Source organism: Streptomyces sp. ICBB 8177 (assembly GCF_003144095.1).
In the GTDB taxonomy this organism is placed as follows: Bacteria; Actinomycetota; Actinomycetes; order Streptomycetales; family Streptomycetaceae; genus Streptantibioticus_D.
This window is the reverse complement of the sequence record NZ_NSKH01000018.1, coordinates 91,606-110,013: the sequence shown is the minus strand read 5'-3', so window position 1 is coordinate 110,013 and position 18,408 is coordinate 91,606. Positions and strand designations below refer to the sequence as shown.

Annotated in this window: 16 protein-coding genes; 10 read left to right on the top strand and 6 right to left on the bottom strand. The window is 73.1% G+C overall.

What is annotated here, in order from left to right:
- Window positions 1–4: 4 nt before the first annotated feature.
- Window positions 5–2,551, bottom strand: coding sequence for a HAMP domain-containing protein (locus CK485_RS30035; RefSeq protein ID WP_275124594.1), 2,547 nt, complete (start codon window positions 2,549–2,551; stop codon window positions 5–7).
- A 261-nt stretch (window positions 2,552–2,812) separates the two neighbouring features.
- On the opposite strand from CK485_RS30035, the gene CK485_RS08835 reads away from it, so the two are divergent.
- The gene (locus CK485_RS08835) at window positions 2,813–4,375 is read left to right on the top strand and encodes a DUF1254 domain-containing protein (RefSeq protein ID WP_109448793.1); all 1,563 of its coding nucleotides are present in this window, start codon (window positions 2,813–2,815) and stop codon (window positions 4,373–4,375) included.
- Window positions 4,376–4,441: 66 nt separating this feature from the next.
- On the opposite strand, the gene tatA is transcribed toward CK485_RS08835, so the two are convergent.
- A complete protein-coding gene (gene tatA, locus CK485_RS08830; protein WP_109448791.1) occupies window positions 4,442–4,750 on the bottom strand; it encodes a Sec-independent protein translocase subunit TatA in 309 nt (102 codons plus the stop codon).
- Between the two features lie 230 nt (window positions 4,751–4,980).
- Between tatA and CK485_RS08825 the strand changes: the two genes are divergently transcribed.
- Window positions 4,981–5,259, top strand: a complete 279-nt coding sequence (locus CK485_RS08825) for a hypothetical protein (RefSeq protein ID WP_109448789.1) — start codon at window positions 4,981–4,983, stop codon at window positions 5,257–5,259.
- A 47-nt stretch (window positions 5,260–5,306) separates the two neighbouring features.
- Here CK485_RS08825 and CK485_RS08820 read toward each other — a convergent pair whose 3' ends face one another.
- Together CK485_RS08820 and CK485_RS08815 are read right to left on the bottom strand one after the other, a co-directional pair.
- Window positions 5,307–5,963, bottom strand: coding sequence for a DedA family protein (locus CK485_RS08820; protein ID WP_109448787.1), 657 nt, complete (start codon window positions 5,961–5,963; stop codon window positions 5,307–5,309).
- Between the two features lie 109 nt (window positions 5,964–6,072).
- Window positions 6,073–6,498, bottom strand: a complete 426-nt coding sequence (locus CK485_RS08815) for a BlaI/MecI/CopY family transcriptional regulator (RefSeq protein WP_109448785.1) — start codon at window positions 6,496–6,498, stop codon at window positions 6,073–6,075.
- A gap of 167 nt (window positions 6,499–6,665) precedes the next feature.
- Between CK485_RS08815 and CK485_RS08810 the strand changes: the two genes are divergently transcribed.
- Window positions 6,666–7,355, top strand: coding sequence for a phosphatase PAP2 family protein (locus CK485_RS08810; protein ID WP_109448783.1), 690 nt, complete (start codon window positions 6,666–6,668; stop codon window positions 7,353–7,355).
- A gap of 246 nt (window positions 7,356–7,601) precedes the next feature.
- On the opposite strand, the gene CK485_RS08805 is transcribed toward CK485_RS08810, so the two are convergent.
- Window positions 7,602–7,970: a YbjQ family protein gene (locus tag CK485_RS08805; RefSeq protein ID WP_109448781.1), complete on the bottom strand. Its 369-nt coding sequence runs from the start codon at window positions 7,968–7,970 to the stop codon at window positions 7,602–7,604.
- 135 nt (window positions 7,971–8,105) lie between these two features.
- On the opposite strand from CK485_RS08805, the gene CK485_RS08800 reads away from it, so the two are divergent.
- The gene (locus CK485_RS08800) at window positions 8,106–8,867 is read left to right on the top strand and encodes a VTT domain-containing protein (RefSeq protein ID WP_109448779.1); all 762 of its coding nucleotides are present in this window, start codon (window positions 8,106–8,108) and stop codon (window positions 8,865–8,867) included.
- Window positions 8,864–10,543 carry a threonine/serine exporter family protein gene (locus tag CK485_RS08795; RefSeq protein WP_109448778.1) on the top strand — a complete coding sequence of 560 codons (1,680 nt, stop codon included), beginning with the start codon at window positions 8,864–8,866 and terminating at the stop codon, window positions 10,541–10,543. Before CK485_RS08800 ends, CK485_RS08795 begins: the two co-directional genes overlap by 4 nt.
- Window positions 10,544–10,646: 103 nt before the next feature.
- On the opposite strand, the gene CK485_RS08790 is transcribed toward CK485_RS08795, so the two are convergent.
- The gene (locus CK485_RS08790; RefSeq protein ID WP_109448776.1) at window positions 10,647–11,138 is read right to left on the bottom strand and encodes an inorganic diphosphatase; all 492 of its coding nucleotides are present in this window, start codon (window positions 11,136–11,138) and stop codon (window positions 10,647–10,649) included.
- Window positions 11,139–11,229: 91 nt separating this feature from the next.
- On the opposite strand from CK485_RS08790, the gene dacB reads away from it, so the two are divergent.
- The 5 genes from dacB to ftsH all read left to right on the top strand — a co-directional run bounded on the left by dacB (window position 11,230) and on the right by ftsH (window position 18,353).
- On the top strand, window positions 11,230–12,738 hold the full coding sequence (gene dacB, locus CK485_RS08785) for a D-alanyl-D-alanine carboxypeptidase/D-alanyl-D-alanine-endopeptidase (protein WP_241968235.1): 1,509 nt from the start codon (window positions 11,230–11,232) through the stop codon (window positions 12,736–12,738).
- A 90-nt stretch (window positions 12,739–12,828) separates the two neighbouring features.
- The gene (locus tag CK485_RS08780) at window positions 12,829–14,022 is read left to right on the top strand and encodes a zinc-dependent metalloprotease (RefSeq protein ID WP_109448774.1); all 1,194 of its coding nucleotides are present in this window, start codon (window positions 12,829–12,831) and stop codon (window positions 14,020–14,022) included.
- Between the two features lie 172 nt (window positions 14,023–14,194).
- Window positions 14,195–15,436: a tRNA lysidine(34) synthetase TilS gene (gene tilS / locus CK485_RS08775; protein WP_109448772.1), complete on the top strand. Its 1,242-nt coding sequence runs from the start codon at window positions 14,195–14,197 to the stop codon at window positions 15,434–15,436.
- A gap of 60 nt (window positions 15,437–15,496) precedes the next feature.
- Window positions 15,497–16,036: a hypoxanthine phosphoribosyltransferase gene (gene hpt / locus CK485_RS08770; protein WP_109452650.1), complete on the top strand. Its 540-nt coding sequence runs from the start codon at window positions 15,497–15,499 to the stop codon at window positions 16,034–16,036.
- Window positions 16,037–16,283: 247 nt separating this feature from the next.
- Window positions 16,284–18,353: an ATP-dependent zinc metalloprotease FtsH gene (gene ftsH, locus CK485_RS08765; RefSeq protein WP_109448770.1), complete on the top strand. Its 2,070-nt coding sequence runs from the start codon at window positions 16,284–16,286 to the stop codon at window positions 18,351–18,353.
- Window positions 18,354–18,408 lie beyond the last annotated feature (55 nt).

Here is an 18,408-nt window from a genome sequence, read left to right as displayed (position 1 = left end):
TCTTCTACGCTCGTGGCGCGCCGTGGCGCGGGCCGGTCGGGTGGGTGGAGTTGCCCGCCGTCGAGGACGGCGGAGCGGACGACGAGGAAGCCGCCGCTCCCGACGACGACGGCGCCGACGGGTCCGCCGGTTCCGGTGAGCCGGTGGGGACGGCGCCCCGGGCGGAGCGGCGGTCGCGGGCGACCAGGGCCTGGCGGACCAGTTCCAGGCCGCGGGTGACCGAGCCCGCCTCGTCATGGTTGACGGGGTAGAGCACGGTGCGCCGGTCGCCGGCCGCGAGCCGTTCGGCGAGCCCGGCCAGCGCCCGCAGCGGACGGACCACCACGATGTGCAGCCAGGCCAGGCAGGCGACGCCCACGCTGAGCCCGAGCAGCCCGGCCAGCATGGTGTTCCACTGCACCTGGAACGCGGTCAGCTTCAGCGCGGCGGCCGGCTTCGAGGAGACCACCCGCCAGCTCAGGCCCGCCGCCGGGCCGGTGGTGGCCAGCGGCGCGGCGGCGGCCACCGCGGAGTCCCCGGTGGGCGCCGGGCCCTTGTCGAGCACGGTGGAGGTCGCCGAGCCCGCGGTGCCGACCGCCGCCTGGGTGCCGGCGGCGAGCCGGTCGAGGCGGGAGTCGGGCAGCGCCTGGAAGGCGGTGAAGCCCACGTTGGCGGCGAGCACCTTGTAGCGCTGGTCGGTGAGCCAGACGCTGCCCAGGGCGGGCCGCGACAGGGTGCCGTCGAGCGCGTGCACGTCGAGCTCGCCGAAGAGCACCACCGGGGCGCGGTCGCCGCCGGGCGCGTTCTTCGCCGCCGGGATCTGCGCGTAGGCGGCGATGGACGGGATGCGGCCCGAGGTGTTCACCGTGGTGATGCCGCTGCCGGTCGGGGTGTGCACGATCGTGCGCAGCGGCGTCTGGCCGACCCGCTGGACGATCGCGCCCGCGCTGTCGATGACGTACAGCGAGCGGTACTGCCTGTGCTGGGACAGCGCGTGCCGCAGCACGGTCGCGTCCGCGTCGGCGTTGCGGCCGGACAGCTGGTGGGCCACCGAGGCCAGGTCGGTGTAGCGCTGGTCGAGGGAGTCGCGTACCCGGTCGGCGGCGGCCTCGGTGCGGGCCTGCTGGTCGGCGATCACGTCGGCCGGGATCGCGGTGCGCGGGTCGGCGCGGTTGACGAGGAACAGCAGCGGCAGCGACCAGGCTGCCACCAGCACCGCGCACAGCACGACGACCGCGCGGGTGCCGGGCCCGCGGCGGGCGGCCGCCGGACGCGGCTCGGCCTCGCCCAGCAACTGGCGGCGCAGCGACTCCAGCGCGGCGCCGATCCGGGCCGGCTCGCCGAACGCGGGAGTTGGCACCGGCCGCAGCAGTTCGTCACCGGTGGCCTCCGGGTCGTCCAGGACGCCCCGGCCGAGGCGGGCGGCGGACAGGTGCAGCCGCAGCAGCGGGCGCTGCACGGTGACCGACAGCACCGCGGTGACCAGCAGCGCGATCAGCACCAGCACCCCGGCGGCGATCAGCCCGGAGCCGGCGTGGTCGGCCCCGGCCGGGGTGAGCGGTACCGGGCGGGCGGTCAGCACGGTCAGGCCCAGTTGCGCGGTGTCGCCCTTGCCGCCGGCCGGGGCGACCGACGCCCAGCCCGCGACGGTGCGGGAGGAGCCCTGGGTGGCACCGAGCAGGCTGCCGAACGCCTCGGAGGCGCGCGGGGCGGCGTTGGCCGCGTCGGCGGCGGTCTCGGGCAGCGTGCGGTCGGCGGCCGACAGGTCAGTGCCGGTGGCGGCTCCCGGGGCGCCGGTGGTCTGCGCGGCGGTGGCGGTGCCCGCCAGTACCTGGCCGTCGCGGTCGACCAGCCGCACGGTGCGGCCGTCGCCGTGCACCGGGGGAGCGCTGACCGGGCCGGAGACCACCAGCAGCCAGTGGTGCGGGTTCTTCGCCGCGTTCTGCCCGCTGGTGTCCTGGCCCTGGTCCTGGTTGCCCGGGTCGTTGAGCGCGTCGGCGGGCAGCGTGACCCGGGCGAAGTACAGCAGGCGGGGCGTGGCGCCGCCGGAGACCAGCCGGGGCGCGATCGGGCCGCCCGCGCTCTGCTCGTCCTGCGCCACCACGTCGACGCCGGTCAGCGGCACCGCCTCGCCGACGGCCGCCAGCCGGGTGCCGTCGCGCGGGTCGAGCAGCGCGGCGCCGGGCTCCGACGTGCCGACGGTCACCAGGGACTTCAGGGCGGCGGCCGGGGTGGTGCGGGAGGTGACGGCGTAGGCGTCGGCCGTGTCCCGGACCTGCTGGGCCTGCGCGTCGACGGCGGAACGCACCGAGTCCGCGGCGTCGGCGGCGACCTGCGCCTCGGCGTCCCGGGACGCCTGCTGGACGGCTTGGCCATGGCCGAGGCCGAGAGTGAGGGCGGTGATGGCGGCGACGGCCAGCAGCAGGGCCAACAGGGCCGCGATGGGCGGCCGGACGCCGCCCAGCAGAGGCATGTCGGCGCGGCGGCGGGTGCGGTGGCGGCGGGCCGCGCGGTCAGCCGGTTGCAGGACGGGATCCTCTCGCTCAGGTGACGACGCGGCAGATGCGGTCAACGGCTACACACGATACGTCCGAGTCGATTACATAATGATCACATAATTATCCCGATGAGTGTTGGCCATAGAGCAAGCGGACAGTAAAGGTAGCTTGCGTGAGTGAACTTACCCCCGGTCACAAACGTCTTAGGGGGTCTCGAAAGGCGATTACGCGTCAGTCCCGTTAGCATCCAAAGGCGTACGGAAGCATCCGAAACGGACCTGTCGACAAACCCGGCCAAAGGGCTCGACCGGAAGGCCTACGGGAGGAGGACCGCCGTGCCCGGCACCGACCTCGCCGCCCTGGCCGCAGACGCCTACATCTACGGCTTTCCGCTGGTCTACGACCTGTCGACGGTCGAGCGTTTCACCACCGCCGGCATGGGACCGCTGCCGCCCGCGCCGTTCAACACCTTCGCCCACTCGGCCCGGTTCGCCGATCCTGACGCGAAGTTCGTCTCCGTGAGCAACGACACTCTCTACTCCGTCGCCCAGCTCGACCTGTCCGCCGGGCCCCTGCTGCTGCGCGTCCCGGACACCGGCGGGCGGTACTACGTCCTGCAGTTCGTCGACGCCTGGAGCAACAACTTCGCCTACGTCGGCCGCCGCGCCACCGGAACCGCCGCGGCCACCTGGCTCATCGAGCCGCCCGGCTGGAGCGGGCACACCTTCAGCGGCGTACCGGTGATCTCCTCACCCACCACCGTCGCCACCATCGTCGGCCGCTTCGCCTGCGCCGGACCCGACGACCCGCGGGACGTCACCCGGGTCGCCGAACTCCAGGAGCGGCTGACGCTGCGTCCGCTGGAGCCGGACGGCACCGCGCCCTCCGGCCTGCCGCGCCCCGACCCCGAGGTCCTCGGCCCTGTGCGGTTCTTCGAGCAACTGCGGGTCTGGATGGCCGCGTTCCCGCCCGCCGCGCCCGAGGTGGCCTACCAGGAGGCGTTCCTGCCGCTCGGGCTGCTGACCACCACCGGCCCGTCCCCGTACCGCGACCCGGAACCGGAACTGCTGCGCGCGCTGGAGAAGGGCGCCGCGGCCGGCAAGGAGCGCATCGAGGCGGCCAGCGGTCCCGGCCACGGCGTGCAGGCCCACGGCGACCCGGCCTACGACGAACTGGACTACGAGGGCGCCGACGACTACCCGGACCCGGGCACCCGGCCCACGTTCACGGTGCCGGGCGACGGGCCGGCAGCGGGCGGCGCGGGTGCCGTCGACGCGGGCGCCGCGGGGGCGGCAGGCGATCCGGAGGGCGTGGCCGCGGGGGTCGCGGCCGTGGTGGACGCGGCACGGGCCGCCGTGCGCGGCTGGGAGATGAACCTCCACCTGTCCGACTACAACCTGGACCACTTCGGCCCCGGCACGGTCGACTCCCCGCGGTGGCGCATCCCCGACCGGGCCGCGGCCCACCTCACCCGCGCGGTCGCCGCCCGCACCGCGCTGTGGGGCAACCACGCCTACGAGGCCGCCTACGCCCACACCTTCACCGACGCCACCGGCGCCCGGCTCACCGGCGAGCGCGCCTACGTCCTGCGCTTCGACAGCCCGCCGCCGGTCAAGGCGTTCTGGTCGGTGACGATGTACGACGCGGACGAGTACCTGCTGGTGCCCAACCCGATCGGCCGGTACGCGATCGGCGACCGCACGCCCGGACTGCGCTACGGCGACGACGGGTCGCTCACGATCTCGCTGCGGCACGACGAGCCGGCCGACCCCGCCGAGCGGGCGAACTGGCTGCCCACGCCCGCGGGGCCGTTCCGCCCGGTGCTGCGGCTGTACGAGCCGTGCGACGAGGTGCTGGACGACACCTACCGCCCGCCGCCCATCGTGCCGGTCACCTGACCGGCGTACGACGCGCTGCGGGCGGGAGCGGCGGCAGGGGCGCCGGCGCGGGCGGGGCGCCTGGCGTCAGGGCGTCGGCTGCTCGTTCTTGACCGGGCCGGGCTCCGTGCGGGCCCCTGCCTGGCCGGGGGCGGCGCCGGGGTGCTCCAGGGCGTCACGGCGCTCCGCGGTGCCCTCCCGCGCGGTGCGGTCGTCGGCGGAGGGCTGGGCGGGCTCCTTGCCCTCCTCGCGCAGCGCCTTCGTCTCGGACTTCAGGATGCGCAACGACTTGCCGAGGCCGCGGGCGGCGTCGGGCAGCTTCTTGTAGCCGAAGAGCAACACGAACACCACTACGACCAGGATGACGTGCCACGGTTCGAGCCCGTTCCTGAACATTGCGCAGCCTCGCTCTCACCAGAGGTGATCTTGCTCTTCCGATTGATGGCTCTGCCTCGGAGTATCACCCGTTCGGGGCTCGATCCGGAAGCGCTGGAGGGAAAACCCCCGGAAAACGTCGCCCGGCCGCCAGGAGAGGCACCCGACCGGGTGAACGACGTCACCCCCGGGGAACCCTTCTCCCTGGGCGGGGCGTTCCCCCCACACAACCGACGTTTCGGAGGCACGGCATGGCTGGTTTTCTGGATCGGGCGAAGGAAGCCGCTCAGCGGGGCCTGGATGTGGGCAAGGAGAAGGTGGAGGAGGTCCAGAACGCCAGGACCGGCCAGGAACTCCTGCGCAAGCTGGGCGCCGCCTACTACGCCGAGCAGCGCGGCTCCGGCAGCCACGAGGCGGTGGCAAGCGCTCTGACCGCCCTGGAGAGCCACATCAGCGCCCACGGCGACGCGTTCCTGCGCGGCGGCCCGCAGACCTGGGGAGGCGCCACGAGCGGCGGCACGGGAGCCTGACGCCCGCGCCCTTCGGGCCTCAGGCCGTCACGAGGGGCCTGGGGCCGTCACGAGCCGTTGGCCGGGGCGCGCCGGGCGCGGCGGATCTCCAGCGCCACGGGGATCAGCGAGACCACGACGACCAGCGCCACGATCGGCAGCAGGTAGTGGTCGATGTTGGGGATGGTCGACCCCAGCACGTGCCCGGCGACGGTCACGCCCAGGCTCCACAGCAGCCCGCCCAGCACCTGCCAGCCGGTGAAGGTCCGCACCGGCACGCCGAGCACCCCGGCCATCGGGTTGAGCACCGTGCGCACGAGCGGGATGAACCTGGCCAGCACGACCGCCTTGCCGTAGCCGTACCGCTCCAGCATCTCCGCGGAACGCTCGACCGCCTGGTGCAGCTTGGGGTTCTTGTACTTCGCCAGCAGCGCCGGGCCGCCGCGACGACCGATGACGTAGCCGGTCTGGGCGCCCAGCAGCGCCCCGCAGCCCGCCGCCACCAGCACCCACGCCAGCGACAGGTGGATCACCGCGGTCGCGCTGGTGGTGGTGAACAGACCCGCGGTGAACAGCAGCGAGTCGCCGGGCAGGAAGCAGCCCACCAGCAGCCCCGTCTCGGCGAAGAGCACCACGAAGATGCCGAAGGTGCCGAAGGAGGACAGCAGTGAGGTGGGGTCCAGCAGGTTGACGGCGAGCTGCGACCCGTGGGTCATGGCGTACATGTGCGTCCCTCTACGGATGGTGACGACGGCCGGGCCCCGGCGGGCGCGGACCCGGGATGTCTACGCGAGTGTAGACGTACGGGCCGTCCGGCTCGTCGCGCCGCGTTCCTCAGCCGGTCCCGGATTCCGGCTCCCGGTGGCCGCCGCCCGCGGGTCCTTCGATCGTCCCATGGCCCATGCGGTCCAGCAGGTCGCGCAGCAGCCGCTCGTCGTCGCTGGTGAGCCCGGACACGAAGTGGGCGAGCACGCCGTCGCGGTCCTCGCCCTTGGCCAGCTCCGAGTGCATCCGGCGGGCGGCGAGCGCGGCCTGGTCCTCCACCACGGGGGTGTACGCGTAGGCCCGACCGGCGCGGCTCCTGGCCACGGTGCCCTTTTCGTGCAGTCTGGCCAGGATCGTCGCGACCGTCGTACGGGCCAGCGCCCCGTCCAGCCTGCGCTGCACCTGCGGCGGAGTCAGCGGGGTGTGCGCGGCCCACAGTGCCGCGAGGACGGCGGACTCCAGTTCACCGGCCGGGCGGCGTCCGGTGTCCGTCACGTGAAGCGCCCCCTCCGGCGTCGTCTACAGTTGGCTGACAGTCTACGAGTCTGTAGACGGAGCGACACGCACGCGTAACCTTCGGCTGGGCGCGCGGCGAGCGTGTCCGCCCGTTCCGTACGCCGGTCCCGCGCCCGTCGCCGTCGATTACCGGAGGAAGTCCGCCCGTGCTCGCACCGCCCGTCGCCGCCGATGTGGTCCACAGCGCTCCCGGGGTCCGTGACCTCGCCTTCGACGGGGCCACGATCGACGGCGGCCTGCTGACGACCATCACCGGCTGGGCGCACAGCGCCCCGCCGTGGTTCGACGACCTCGTCAAGTACTGGTCGGCGTACGGGATCGTGATCTTCGCGGTCTACCTGGGGATCGCCTGGTGGTCGGCGCGGCAGCACACGCCGCTGATGATGGCGCGCGTGCTGGTGACGCCGGTGACGGTGGTGCTGGTCTATGTCGTCAACGACCTGATCAAGTCGGTGGTGCAGGAGGTGCGGCCGTGCCGCCAGCTTCCGCACCTGTACCACCTGGAGGCGTGCCAGGCGCCGACCGACTGGGCGTTCCCCAGCAACCACACCGTCGTCGCCTTCTCCGCGGCGACCGCGCTGATCATCATCGACCGCAGGCTGGGGTACGTGGCCGTGCTGACCGCGATCGCCATGGGCGCGTCCCGGATGTGGGTCGGAGCGCACTACCCGCACGACGTGGCCGCCGGTGTGGTGGTCGGCGTGGCGCTGGCGATCCCGCTCACCCTGGCGGGCGGCCGCTTCGGCGAGGCGGCGGTGGAACGCGCCCGCCTGGGCCGCCTGAAGCCGGTCCTGACCGGCCCCCAGGGCCGCCGCAGGGCCCGCGTGAACGCGTGAGCGCCCCGAAGGGGCGCGGGGAGGGTCCGGGCTCGACCGTGGGCCCCCTGGCGAGTGACCCTCTGCCGCCCCGTCGTGGCTGCTCGCGCAGTTCCCCGCGCCCCTGACGGGGCGTGGTGGTTGCTGCTCCCTGAGTCCGAAAGGGGCGCGGGGAACTGCGCGACCGCCCCCCGCCGGGCGGTGGGGCCGGGGACGGCCCCCGCCACCGCGGCGGGGCGGCCGTCCTTCGCCCCGTCAGGGGGCGCCTCACGTCTCCCGGGTGATCACGACTGCCGTGCCGTAGGCACAGACCTCCGTGCCGACGTCGGCCGCCTCCGTGACGTCGAACCGCATCATCAAAACCGCGTTGCCGCCGCGCGCCCGCGCCTGCTCGATGAGCCGTTCCATCGCCTGGTTGCGGGTCTGCACCAGCGTCTTGGTCAGGCCGCGCAGCTCACCGCCGATCATGGATTTCAGCCCCGCGCCGATCTGGCTGCCCAGGTGCCGGGAGCGGACCGTGAGGCCGAAGACCTCGCCGATCACCTTCTCCACCCGGTAGCCGGGGACGTCGTTCGTCGTCACGACCAGAATGTCGGCCTGCGGGCCGGGGCCGCCGCCGTAGTCATCGATGCTCATGAGTAGAGCGTGCCCGGTGGGGCAGGTGTGACGCATCCCGGGACGGCCGACCGGAACGGCGCGCCGATCACGTCCGTTCATACTTGTCAGGGGAGTCCCCTACCGACCGCAGCCCACGACCAGGAGCCCGCCACCGTGACGACCCTCGCCCTGGGCCCGGCGTGGCTCAGCCCCGACCAGCTCATCCAGACCTTCGGGCCGATCGGGATCATGGTCGTGGTCTTCGCCGAGTCGGGACTGCTGATCGGCTTCTTCCTGCCGGGTGACTCGCTGCTGTTCACCGCGGGCATGCTGGTCGCGGGCGACAAGTACCTGCACACCCCGCTGTGGCTGCTGTGCGCGCTCATCGCGGTCGCCGCCGTCCTGGGCGACCAGGCTGGGTACCTGTTCGGGCGCAAGGTCGGGCCCACGCTGTTCAGCAGACCCGACTCCCGGCTGTTCAAGCAGGAGAACGTGGAGAAGGCGCACGCCTTCTTCGAGCACCACGGCCCCAAGTCGATCCTGCTGGCCCGCTTCGTGCCGATCGTGCGCACCTTCACCCCGATCGTCGCGGGCGTCAGCCGGATGAACTACCGCACGTTCTTCGTCTTCAACCTGATCGGCGGCACCGCCTGGGGCGCGGGCGTCACCGTCCTCGGGTACTTCCTGGGACAGGTCGCCTTCGTACGCGACCACATCGAGGGCATCTTCGTGGTCATCGTCCTGGTGTCGGTGGTGCCGATCGGCATCGAGTACCTCAGGTCCCGCCGCCGCGCCCCCGCACCCGCCGCGACCGCCCCCGGCACGGCCACCGCGTCCGCCGCCACGACTCCCGGCGCACCGCCTGTCGGCGTGCCCGGGCCGCGCCGGGGGACCGCCGCACCGCAGCGCGGGCGTCACCGCGCCGTCAAGCGATGACCACCCCCGGCGGGCCCGCGGGCCCGGGCCACCCCGGCAACCCCGGCAACCCCGGCAACGAGGACGGCAAGCCGGACTCGGACGAGGCGCACTCCGCGTTCACCCCGCCGCTCGGCGTCCCGCTGCCGCCCGCGCCGGAACCGGAGGGCTCGGCCTTCTCCCCGCCCTCGGGCACGACCCACCCTGCCGCCCCCGGCCCCGGGACGCCCTCGGGCAGCACGACCGGCTCGCACCGCTTCCCCGCCTTCACCCCGCCCGAGGGCATCCCCATGGTCCGGCTGGCCAGCGACGCGCCCTGGCAGGACCGGATGCGGGCGATGCTGCGGATGCCGGTCGCCGAGCGGCCCTCGCCGGAGGCCGTGGCGAAGCCCGAGGCGGAGGGCCCCGCCGTGCCCCGCGTGCTCGACCTGACGCTGCGCATCGGCGAACTGCTGCTGGCCGGGGGCGAGGGCGCCGAGGACGTCGAGGCGGCGATGTTCGCCGTCGGCCACGCCTACGGGCTCGACCGCGTCGAACCCACGGTGACCTTCACGCTGCTGTCGGTCACCCACCAGCCGTCGCTGGTCGACGACCCCGTCACGGTCAGCCGCACGGTGCGCCGCCGGGGCACCGACTACACCCGCCTCGCCGCAGTCGTCCGCCTCATCGACGACATCAGCGCGCACGAGGTGACCCTGGAGGAGGCCTACCGCACCCTCGCCGAGATCCGCCGCAACCGGCACCCGTACCCCGGCTGGCTGCTGACCGCCGCCGCGGGCATCCTGGCGGGCGCCGCGAGCCAGCTGGTCGGCGGCGGGCCGACGGTCTTCGCCGCCGCCGCGATCGGCGCGATGCTCGGCGACCGGCTGGCCTGGCTGTGCGCGGGCCGCGGGCTGCCGGAGTTCTACCAGTTCGTGTCCGCCGCGATGCCCGCCGCGCTGATGGGCGTCCTGCTCAACCTCGGCGGCACCCACCTGCCCGGCGGCGGCCACCTCCAGGCCTCCGCCGTGATCACCGGTGGGCTGTACGCGCTGATCCCCGGCCGCGCGCTGGTCGCCGGCGTCCAGGACGGCCTGACCGGCTTCTACATCACCGCCTCCGCCCGCCTGCTGGAGGTCATGTACCTGATCGTCGGCATCGTCTTCGGCGTCACGATCGTGCTGTACGTCGGCGTGAAACTGCACGTCAGACTCAACCCGGAAGAGGCGCTGCGCACCTACGACAACCCGATCGTGCAGCTGGTCGCCGCGATGGTGCTGACACTGGCGTTCGCCGTGATGCTCCAGTGCGAACGCGCCGTGCTGCCGGTCGTCACCCTCAACGGCGGCATCGCCTGGGTCGTCTACGGCAGCCTCACCCATCAGGCCAGGCTCTCCCCGATCGCGGCCACCGCGGTCGCCGCCGGGATGGTCGGCGTCTTCGGCCAACTGCTCGCCCGCTACGAGCACGCCTCGGCCCTGCCCTACGTCACCGCCGCCATCGGCCCGTTGCTGCCGGGCAGCGCGACCTACTTCGGGCTGCTCGCCTTCACCCAGGGCCGCCAGGACCTCGGCGTCGCCTCGCTGGCCAAGGCGGTCGCCCTGGCGCTGGCCATCGCCATCGGCGTCAACCTCGGCGGCGAGCTGCTGCGGATGATGGTCAAGGTCCCGATCGGCGGCCAGGCCCGCCGCGCGGCCAAGCGCACCCGCGGCTTCTGACCCGTACGGCCGCGACGAAGCGCCCGAACGCGAGGACCCCGGACCGCATTGGTCCGGGGTCCTCGTCGTCACCTCGGGGCGTCACGCCACCGGGGCGCACGGCTCAGTGGCCGCCCGCCGCCTCGAGACGCTTTATGGACGCCTCCACCTCGGCCTCGGCCTCGGCACGGCCCACCCAGTCGGCACCCTCGACCGACTTGCCCGGCTCCAGGTCCTTGTAGACCTCGAAGAAGTGCTGGATCTCCAGGCGGTCGAACTCGCTGACGTGGTGGATGTCGCGCAGGTGCTCCATACGCGGGTCGGAGGCCGGGACGCACAGCAGCTTGTCGTCGCCGCCCGCCTCGTCGGTCATCCGGAACATGCCGATGGCACGGCACTTGATCAGGCAGCCCGGGAACGTCGGCTCGTCCAGCAGGACCAGCGCGTCCAGCGGGTCCCCGTCCTCACCCAGCGTGTTCTCCACGAAGCCGTAGTCGGCCGGGTAGCTGGTGGACGTGAAGAGCCTGCGGTCCAGGCGGATACGACCGGTCTCGTGGTCCACCTCGTACTTGTTGCGCGAACCCTTCGGGATCTCGATCGTGACGTCGAACTCCAAGACTCCTCCATCGACAGCGATGATCAGCACATACTTCGGGTGATTAAGTGTCCCTCACGCAGGTGTGTGCTGGCGAAAGGGGCTGGTCGGGGTGGAGAAGACCGAGGCCACGGCGGTCCGCAGGCTCGTGGTGACCGCGGCCGGGGCGGGTCTGGCGGTGGCGCTCGCGTCGGTCGCCGCCGCGGGCCCCTGGCAGTCGGGCCAGCGCACCGCCGAGCGCCGCGCCGCCGACCGCCGCGACGGCATACGCCGCCCCGGCCCGCCGCCGGGACTCGCCCTGCCCTCCGCCGCCGCCCCACCGGTGCTCACCGGCCTCGACGCCGGGACCACGTCGGCCGGACCGGCGCCCGCCGGCCCCGACGTCCCCGCGCCCACCACGCAGGGCCTGGCCGACGCGACAGGCCCGCTCTTCGACGACCCCGCCCTCGGCGGCACCCGCACCGGCGCCGTCCTCGACGCGGGCACCGGACGCCTGCTGTACGGGCACGACCAGGACACGGCGTCCGCCCCCGCCTCCACCACCAAGATCGCCACCGCCACCGCCGCCCTGGAGGCCCTCGGCCCCGGCCACCGCATCGCCACCCGCGTGCTGCCCGGCGCGGGACCCGGCGCGATCGTGCTGGTCGGCGGCGGCGACCCCACGCTGACCGCGAGCCCCACCCCGGCAGGCGCCGACCCCGACGCCACCCCGGCCTCCCTCGTCACCCTCGCCGCCGACACCGCCAAGGCGCTGCGGGCCCGCCGCACCACCGAGGTCACGCTCACCTACGACACCTCGCTCTACACCGGCCCGCTCCTGCACCCCATCGGTGTCAACGACAACATCGCCCCGGTCACCGCGCTGATGGCCGACGAGGGCAGGACCGACCCGGCCTCCACCGAGGACGCCCCCCGCCAGGCCGACCCCGCCGCCTCCGCCGCGCGGACCTTCGCGACGCTGCTGGGACGCGACGGGATCACCGTCCGCGGCCAGGTGAAGCCGGGCTCCGCACCCGCCGGGACGCACGCGCCGCTCGCGCAGGTGCTGTCGATGCCGCTGTCCGCGCTGGTCGAACGCATGCTGACCAACAGCGACAACGACATCGCCGAGGCGCTCGCCCGTCAGGCCGCCCTCGGCACCGGGACCCCCGTCAGCTTCACCGGGGGAGCGCAGGCGATCCGCGAGCAGCTGACCCGGCTGCGCATGCCGCTGGCCGGCACCGTGTTCGACGACGGCAGCGGCCTGGACCGCGACGACCGGCTCACCCCCGACCTCCTCGCCCACCTGCTGCTCGACTCCGCGAGCCCGGCCCACCCCGAACTGCGCTCCGTCCTGAGCGGTCTGCCGGTCGCCGGGTTCACCGGCACGCTGGCCGACCGCTTCCAGTCCGGCGAGGGCGACACCGCCGCGGCCGGCGGCCCGCCCTCCTCCGCGGCCGGCCTGGTGCGCGCCAAGACCGGCACCCTCACCGGCGTCAACACCCTCGCCGGCACCGTGGTGGACGGCGATGGACGGCTGCTGGTCTTCGCCTTCATGACCTCCGGCACCACCGACCCGGACGCCGCCCAGGGCGCGCTGGACCGGCTCGCCTCGGCGGTCGCCGGCTGCGGCTGCCGCTAGGGACGCCCCGGCCCGCGTCCGTACCCCGGGAAAACCCTGAAACCGGCGCCGGGCCGTCCAAACGCGCGCCACTGCACGTACGGTGAAGCCATGACGAGCATCGGTGGGTCCGCATCTCCTGGGATGGTCGACTGGAACCTCGCGGTGGCGACCGCCACCCGGCTCGCGCGGCCCGGCCCGGAGGTCAGCCGCGAGGAGGCCCGCGCGGTGGTGACCGAACTGCGCGCGCACGCCAAGTCCTCCGAGGAACACGTCCGCGCCTTCACCAGGATGTACGGCCCCGGCGAGCCGGCCGAGGACGGCGCGGCGGACAACGGGACGCCCGTGCTGGTGGTGGACCGGGCGGGCTGGATCAAGGCCAACATCGCCGGGTTCCGCGAGATCCTCAAGCCGCTGCTGGAGAAGATGGCCGCCCGCCGCTCCGTGCTGCCGGGCGGCGCCGTGCTCAGCACCGTCGGCGGCAAGGTCACCGGCGTCGAGGTGGGCGCCCTGCTGTCGTTCATGTCCTCCCGGGTGCTCGGGCAGTACGAGACGTTCGCCCCGGCCACCCGCGACCTGCCCGCGGGACCCGCCACCCCGGGACCCGGCGAGCGCCGCACCGGACGCCTGCTGCTGGTCGCGCCGAACATCGTGCACGTCGAACGCGAACTCGACGTCGACCCGCACGACTTCAGGCTGTGGGTGTGCCTGCACGAGGAGACCCACCGCACCCAGTTCACCGCCGTGCCGTGGCTGCGCGACCACATCGAGGCGGAGATCCAGGAGTTCCTGGCCCAGACCGACATCGACCCGGCCACCCTGCTCGAACGCGTACGGCAGGCCGCCCAGTCGGTGGTCGGCGGCTCCCGGCCCGAGGAGGACGGCGAGGGCGGCGAGGGCCGCGAGAACCTGAGCATGCTGGAGATCGTCCAGACCCCGGCCCAGCGCGAGATCCTCGCCCGGCTGACCGCCGTGATGTCGCTGCTGGAGGGCCACGCCGACTACGTGATGGACGGGGTCGGCCCCGCGGTCGTGCCCTCGGTCGCCGAGATCCGGGAGAAGTTCTCCAAGCGCCGGGCCTCCGGCGCGGGCCGCCTCGACCAGGCGCTGCGCAAGCTGCTCGGCCTCGACGCCAAGCTGCGCCAGTACCGCGACGGCGAGCGCTTCGTGCGCGCGGTCGTCGACGAGGTCGGCATGGACGGCTTCAACCGCGTGTGGACCTCGCCCAACACCCTTCCGACCAAGGCGGAGATCGCCAAACCGGCGGACTGGATCGCGAGGGTGCACCGGCACGGGGACGCGTGAGCCCGGAGCGCCCCAGCTTTCACCCGTCCGAGGGACCATGGCCGATGGGTAGGCGTGCGATGCTCGGGTACAGGCTGACATCTGTCACCATCTAGCTACGCTCCGTCATTGCACCCTATCGCCTCCCCGCTCGTCCCCGTGGAGGAACTGGGTCTCCAGGAGGGATTTGGACATGGGTCCCCACCCCGCGGTCGCCGCGATACGCCTGGCGGTCCGCCGCGTACTGCACGACGTACTGCACGACGCGCTCACCGAAGACCTGGCCGCCGACACCGCCGCCACCGCGGCCGGCCGGCCCCGCACCACCCCCGACACCGTTCCCTGCGGCGGCCCCGTCCAGCCGGTCCGGGGCGCGGGACTGCCCGGCGGGCGCCGCGAGAGCGCCCTGCGCGCCGGTGCGTCCGCCGCTTCCGCCGTCCGCCAGGCCGCCGCCCTCGACCGCTCCGGCGTCCCCGACGCGCTGCGCCGCGATCCGCGGCCCGTCCCCCTCGTCCTCGCCGCATGCAGCGGAGGCGCCGACTCCATGGCGCTCGCCTCCGCCCTCGCCTTCGAGGCCCGCAAACTGGGCGTACGGGCCGGCGCCGTCACCATCGACCACGGCCTACAGGCGGGCTCCGCCGCCCGCGCGCTGGACGTCGCCGCCCGCCTGCGCGACCTGGGCCTCGACCCGGTCGAGGCGGTCGGCGTCACCGTCGGCCGCCAGGGCGGTCCCGAGGCCGCCGCCCGCGACGCCCGCTACGCGGCGCTGGAGCGCACCGCCCGCGACCTGGGCGCGACCGCGGTCCTGCTCGGCCACACCCGGGACGACCAGGCGGAAACCGTTCTCCTCGGCCTCGCCCGCGGCTCCGGAACCCGCTCACTGTCCGGCATGGCCGCCGTCTCCGGGCCCGGCGGACGCTACCGGCGCCCCTTCCTGCTGCTGGACCGCGACACCACCCGCAAGGCCTGCCTGGCGCAGGGCATCGACGTGTGGGAGGACCCGCACAACGCCGACCCCGCCTACACCCGGGCCCGGGTGCGGCACGAGGCGCTGCCGGTGCTGGAGAAGTCGCTCGGCCGCGGGGTGGTCGCCTCGCTGGCCCGCACCGCCCAGCTCTTCCGCGACGACGCCGACGCCCTCGACCAGTGGGCCGCCTGCGCCGGACGGGACGCGGCGGTCGACGGCGACCCGGACGGCGCGCTCGCCGTCGACCGGCTGGCCCTACTGCCCGCCGCGGTGCGCCGCCGGGTGCTGCGGTCGGCCGCGGTGGGCGCGGGCAGTCCCGCCGGATCGCTGTTCGCACGGCACGTGGAGGAAACCGACCGCCTGGTCACCGACTGGCGTGGTCAGGGCCCCATCAACCTGCCCGGGGGCGTCGAGGCCCGCCGGTCGGATGGCAGACTGGTCTTCCGGCGCGCAACCGCAGCCGAATGACTGATCGACGTTCCGAGCCGGCAGGCCTTGCAGGAAGTAGCGCGGGTGAACGAGAAGGACATGGGCACCGACCTGGAGAAGGTGCTCATCAGCAAGGAAGAGATCGATGCCAAGCTCGCCGAGCTGGCGGCTGAGATCGACCGGGACTACCAGGGCAAGGACCTGCTGATCGTCGGTGTCCTCAAGGGCGCCGTCATGGTGATGGCGGACCTGGCCCGGGCGCTGTCCACCCCGGTGACCATGGACTGGATGGCGGTCTCCTCGTACGGGGCGGGCACCAAGTCCTCCGGCGTGGTCCGCATCCTCAAGGACCTGGACACCGACATCGCGGGCCGCGACGTCCTGATCGTCGAGGACATCATCGACTCCGGCCTGACGCTGTCCTGGCTGCTGTCCAACCTCAGCTCCCGCGGCCCGGCCTCGCTCCAGGTCTGCACCCTGCTGCGCAAGCCGGAGGCGGCCAAGGTCGCCATCGACGTGAAGTACGTCGGCTACGACATCCCCAACGAGTTCGTCGTCGGCTACGGCCTGGACTACGCGGAGAAGTACCGCAACCTCCCGTTCGTCGGCACCCTCGCTCCGCACGTCTACGGCGGCTGACAAGCGGCTGACGCCGCAGGTCGAACGGCGGGCCGCCATTCGGATGCCCCTGATGGAACCGAACGCGGTTTCTCGCCGTTGGAGCAAGGGAAGAGGGGTTTGTTAACGGTCCTCGGCAGCTTGGAGTGACAATGCTGAGGTACCGTCCGAAGGTCGGGTCATACACCTAGCTAGCGCACGGCGGCCGGAAAGTGGCCGTGGTGCTCTCACTGTGGCAGGAGGGACGGGGCGTCGCCGCCCCGCATGGATGGACGTCAAACGCTACTTCCGTGGGCCGGTCATGTGGATCGTGCTGGCCGTCCTCGCCGTGGTCGTCTTGATGCAGGTCGTCGGTTCCTCGGGCGGCTACAAGACAGTGGACACCGGCCAGGTCGTCGCCGCGATCGACTCGGGCCAGGCCCAGTCGGCCAAGATCACCACCGGCGATTCGCAGACCATCCAGGTCCAGCTCAAGTCGGGCGCGAAGGTCGACGGCAAGGACCTGGGCAGCAAGATCCAGGCCAGCTACGCGACCTCGCAGCAGGCGACCGAGGTCATCAACAAGCTCCAGACGCAGATCAGCGACCACCAGCGCGGCGGCACCCAGCTGCCCGACGGCTACACCGTGTCGCCGTCGAAGCAGAACCCGTTCGTCGGCATCCTGCTGTCGCTGCTGCCGTTCGTGCTGATCGTCGTGGTCTTCCTGTTCCTGATGAACCAGATGCAGGGCGGCGGCTCCCGGGTGATGAACTTCGGGAAGTCCAAGGCCAAGCTGATCACCAAGGACACCCCGAAGACCACGTTCACCGACGTCGCCGGCGCGGACGAGGCGGTCGAGGAGCTCCAGGAGATCAAGGAGTTCCTCCAGGAGCCCGCCAAGTTCCAGGCCGTCGGCGCCAAGATCCCCAAGGGCGTCCTGCTCTACGGCCCGCCCGGCACCGGCAAGACGCTGCTGGCCCGCGCCGTCGCGGGTGAGGCGGGCGTGCCGTTCTACTCGATCTCCGGTTCCGACTTCGTCGAGATGTTCGTCGGCGTCGGCGCCTCCCGGGTCCGCGACCTGTTCGAGCAGGCCAAGGCGAACGCCCCGGCCATCGTCTTCGTCGACGAGATCGACGCCGTCGGCCGGCACCGCGGCGCGGGCCTCGGCGGCGGCCACGACGAGCGCGAGCAGACGCTCAACCAGCTGCTGGTCGAGATGGACGGCTTCGACGTCAAGGGCGGCGTGATCCTGATCGCCGCGACCAACCGGCCGGACATCCTCGACCCGGCGCTGCTGCGTCCGGGCCGCTTCGACCGCCAGATCGCGGTGGACCGCCCCGACCTCCAGGGCCGCCTGGAGATCCTCAAGGTCCACCAGAAGGGCAAGCCGGTCGCCCCGGACGTCGACCTGCAGGCCGTCGCCCGCCGCACCCCCGGCTTCACCGGCGCCGACCTGGCCAACGTGCTCAACGAGGCGGCCCTGCTGACCGCCCGCAGCAGCAAGAAGCTGATCGACAACGGCTTCCTGGACGAGGCGATCGACCGCGTGGTCGCGGGTCCGCAGAAGCGCACCCGGATCATGTCGGAGAAGGAGAAGAAGATCACCGCGTACCACGAGGGCGGTCATGCCCTGGTCGCGGCGGCCTCTCCGAACAGCGACCCGGTGCACAAGATCACCATCCTGTCGCGCGGCCGGGCGCTCGGCTACACCATGGTCCTGCCCGACGAGGACAAGTACTCCACGACGCGCAACGAGATGCTCGACCAGCTCGCGTACATGCTGGGCGGGCGCGCCGCCGAGGAACTGGTCTTCCACGACCCGACCACGGGCGCGGCCAACGACATCGAGAAGGCGACCGCGACGGCCCGCGCGATGGTCACGCAGTACGGCATGACCGAGCGACTGGGCGCGATCAAGTTCGGCCAGGACAACTCCGAGCCGTTCCTCGGCCGTGAGATGGCTCACCAGCGCGACTACTCGGAAGAGGTCGCCGGACTGGTCGACGAAGAGGTCAAGAAGCTCATCGAGACCGCGCACAACGAGGCGTGGGAGATCCTGGTCGAGAACCGCGACGTCCTCGACAACCTCGTTCTGGCCCTCCTGGAGAAGGAGACGCTGAACAAGGAGGAGATCGCCGAGATCTTCAAGCCGGTCGTCAAGCGCCCGCCGCGTCCGGCCTGGACCGGCTCCTCCCGGCGGACGCCCTCGACCCGTCCGGCGGTGCTCTCCCCGCGGGAGCTGGCCCTGACCAACGGTGCGACGACCGCCAACGGCGCCACCCCGCCGTCGGTCTCCACGGTCAAGAAGCCGGCCGACGCGGTCGAGCTGCCGGAGGACTCGGGCAACGGCGACAGCTGACGCCCGGGCGGCCTGGTCCGCCCCCGGAATGAACGCCGTGCCCCCCAGGGTTCTA

Coding starts and splice junctions, on each gene's coding strand:
- CK485_RS08780 (WP_109448774.1), top strand. CDS start 12,829: ATGACGAGCATCGGTGGGTCCGCATCTCCTGGGATGGTCGACTGGAAC.
- hpt (WP_109452650.1), top strand. CDS start 15,497: ATGGGCACCGACCTGGAGAAGGTGCTCATCAGCAAGGAAGAGATCGAT.
- CK485_RS08805 (WP_109448781.1), bottom strand. CDS start 7,970: ATGAGCATCGATGACTACGGCGGCGGCCCCGGCCCGCAGGCCGACATT.
- tilS (WP_109448772.1), top strand. CDS start 14,195: ATGGGTCCCCACCCCGCGGTCGCCGCGATACGCCTGGCGGTCCGCCGC.
- CK485_RS08825 (WP_109448789.1), top strand. CDS start 4,981: ATGGCTGGTTTTCTGGATCGGGCGAAGGAAGCCGCTCAGCGGGGCCTG.
- CK485_RS08795 (WP_109448778.1), top strand. CDS start 8,864: ATGACCACCCCCGGCGGGCCCGCGGGCCCGGGCCACCCCGGCAACCCC.
- CK485_RS08820 (WP_109448787.1), bottom strand. CDS start 5,963: ATGTACGCCATGACCCACGGGTCGCAGCTCGCCGTCAACCTGCTGGAC.
- tatA (WP_109448791.1), bottom strand. CDS start 4,750: ATGTTCAGGAACGGGCTCGAACCGTGGCACGTCATCCTGGTCGTAGTG.
- ftsH (WP_109448770.1), top strand. CDS start 16,284: ATGGACGTCAAACGCTACTTCCGTGGGCCGGTCATGTGGATCGTGCTG.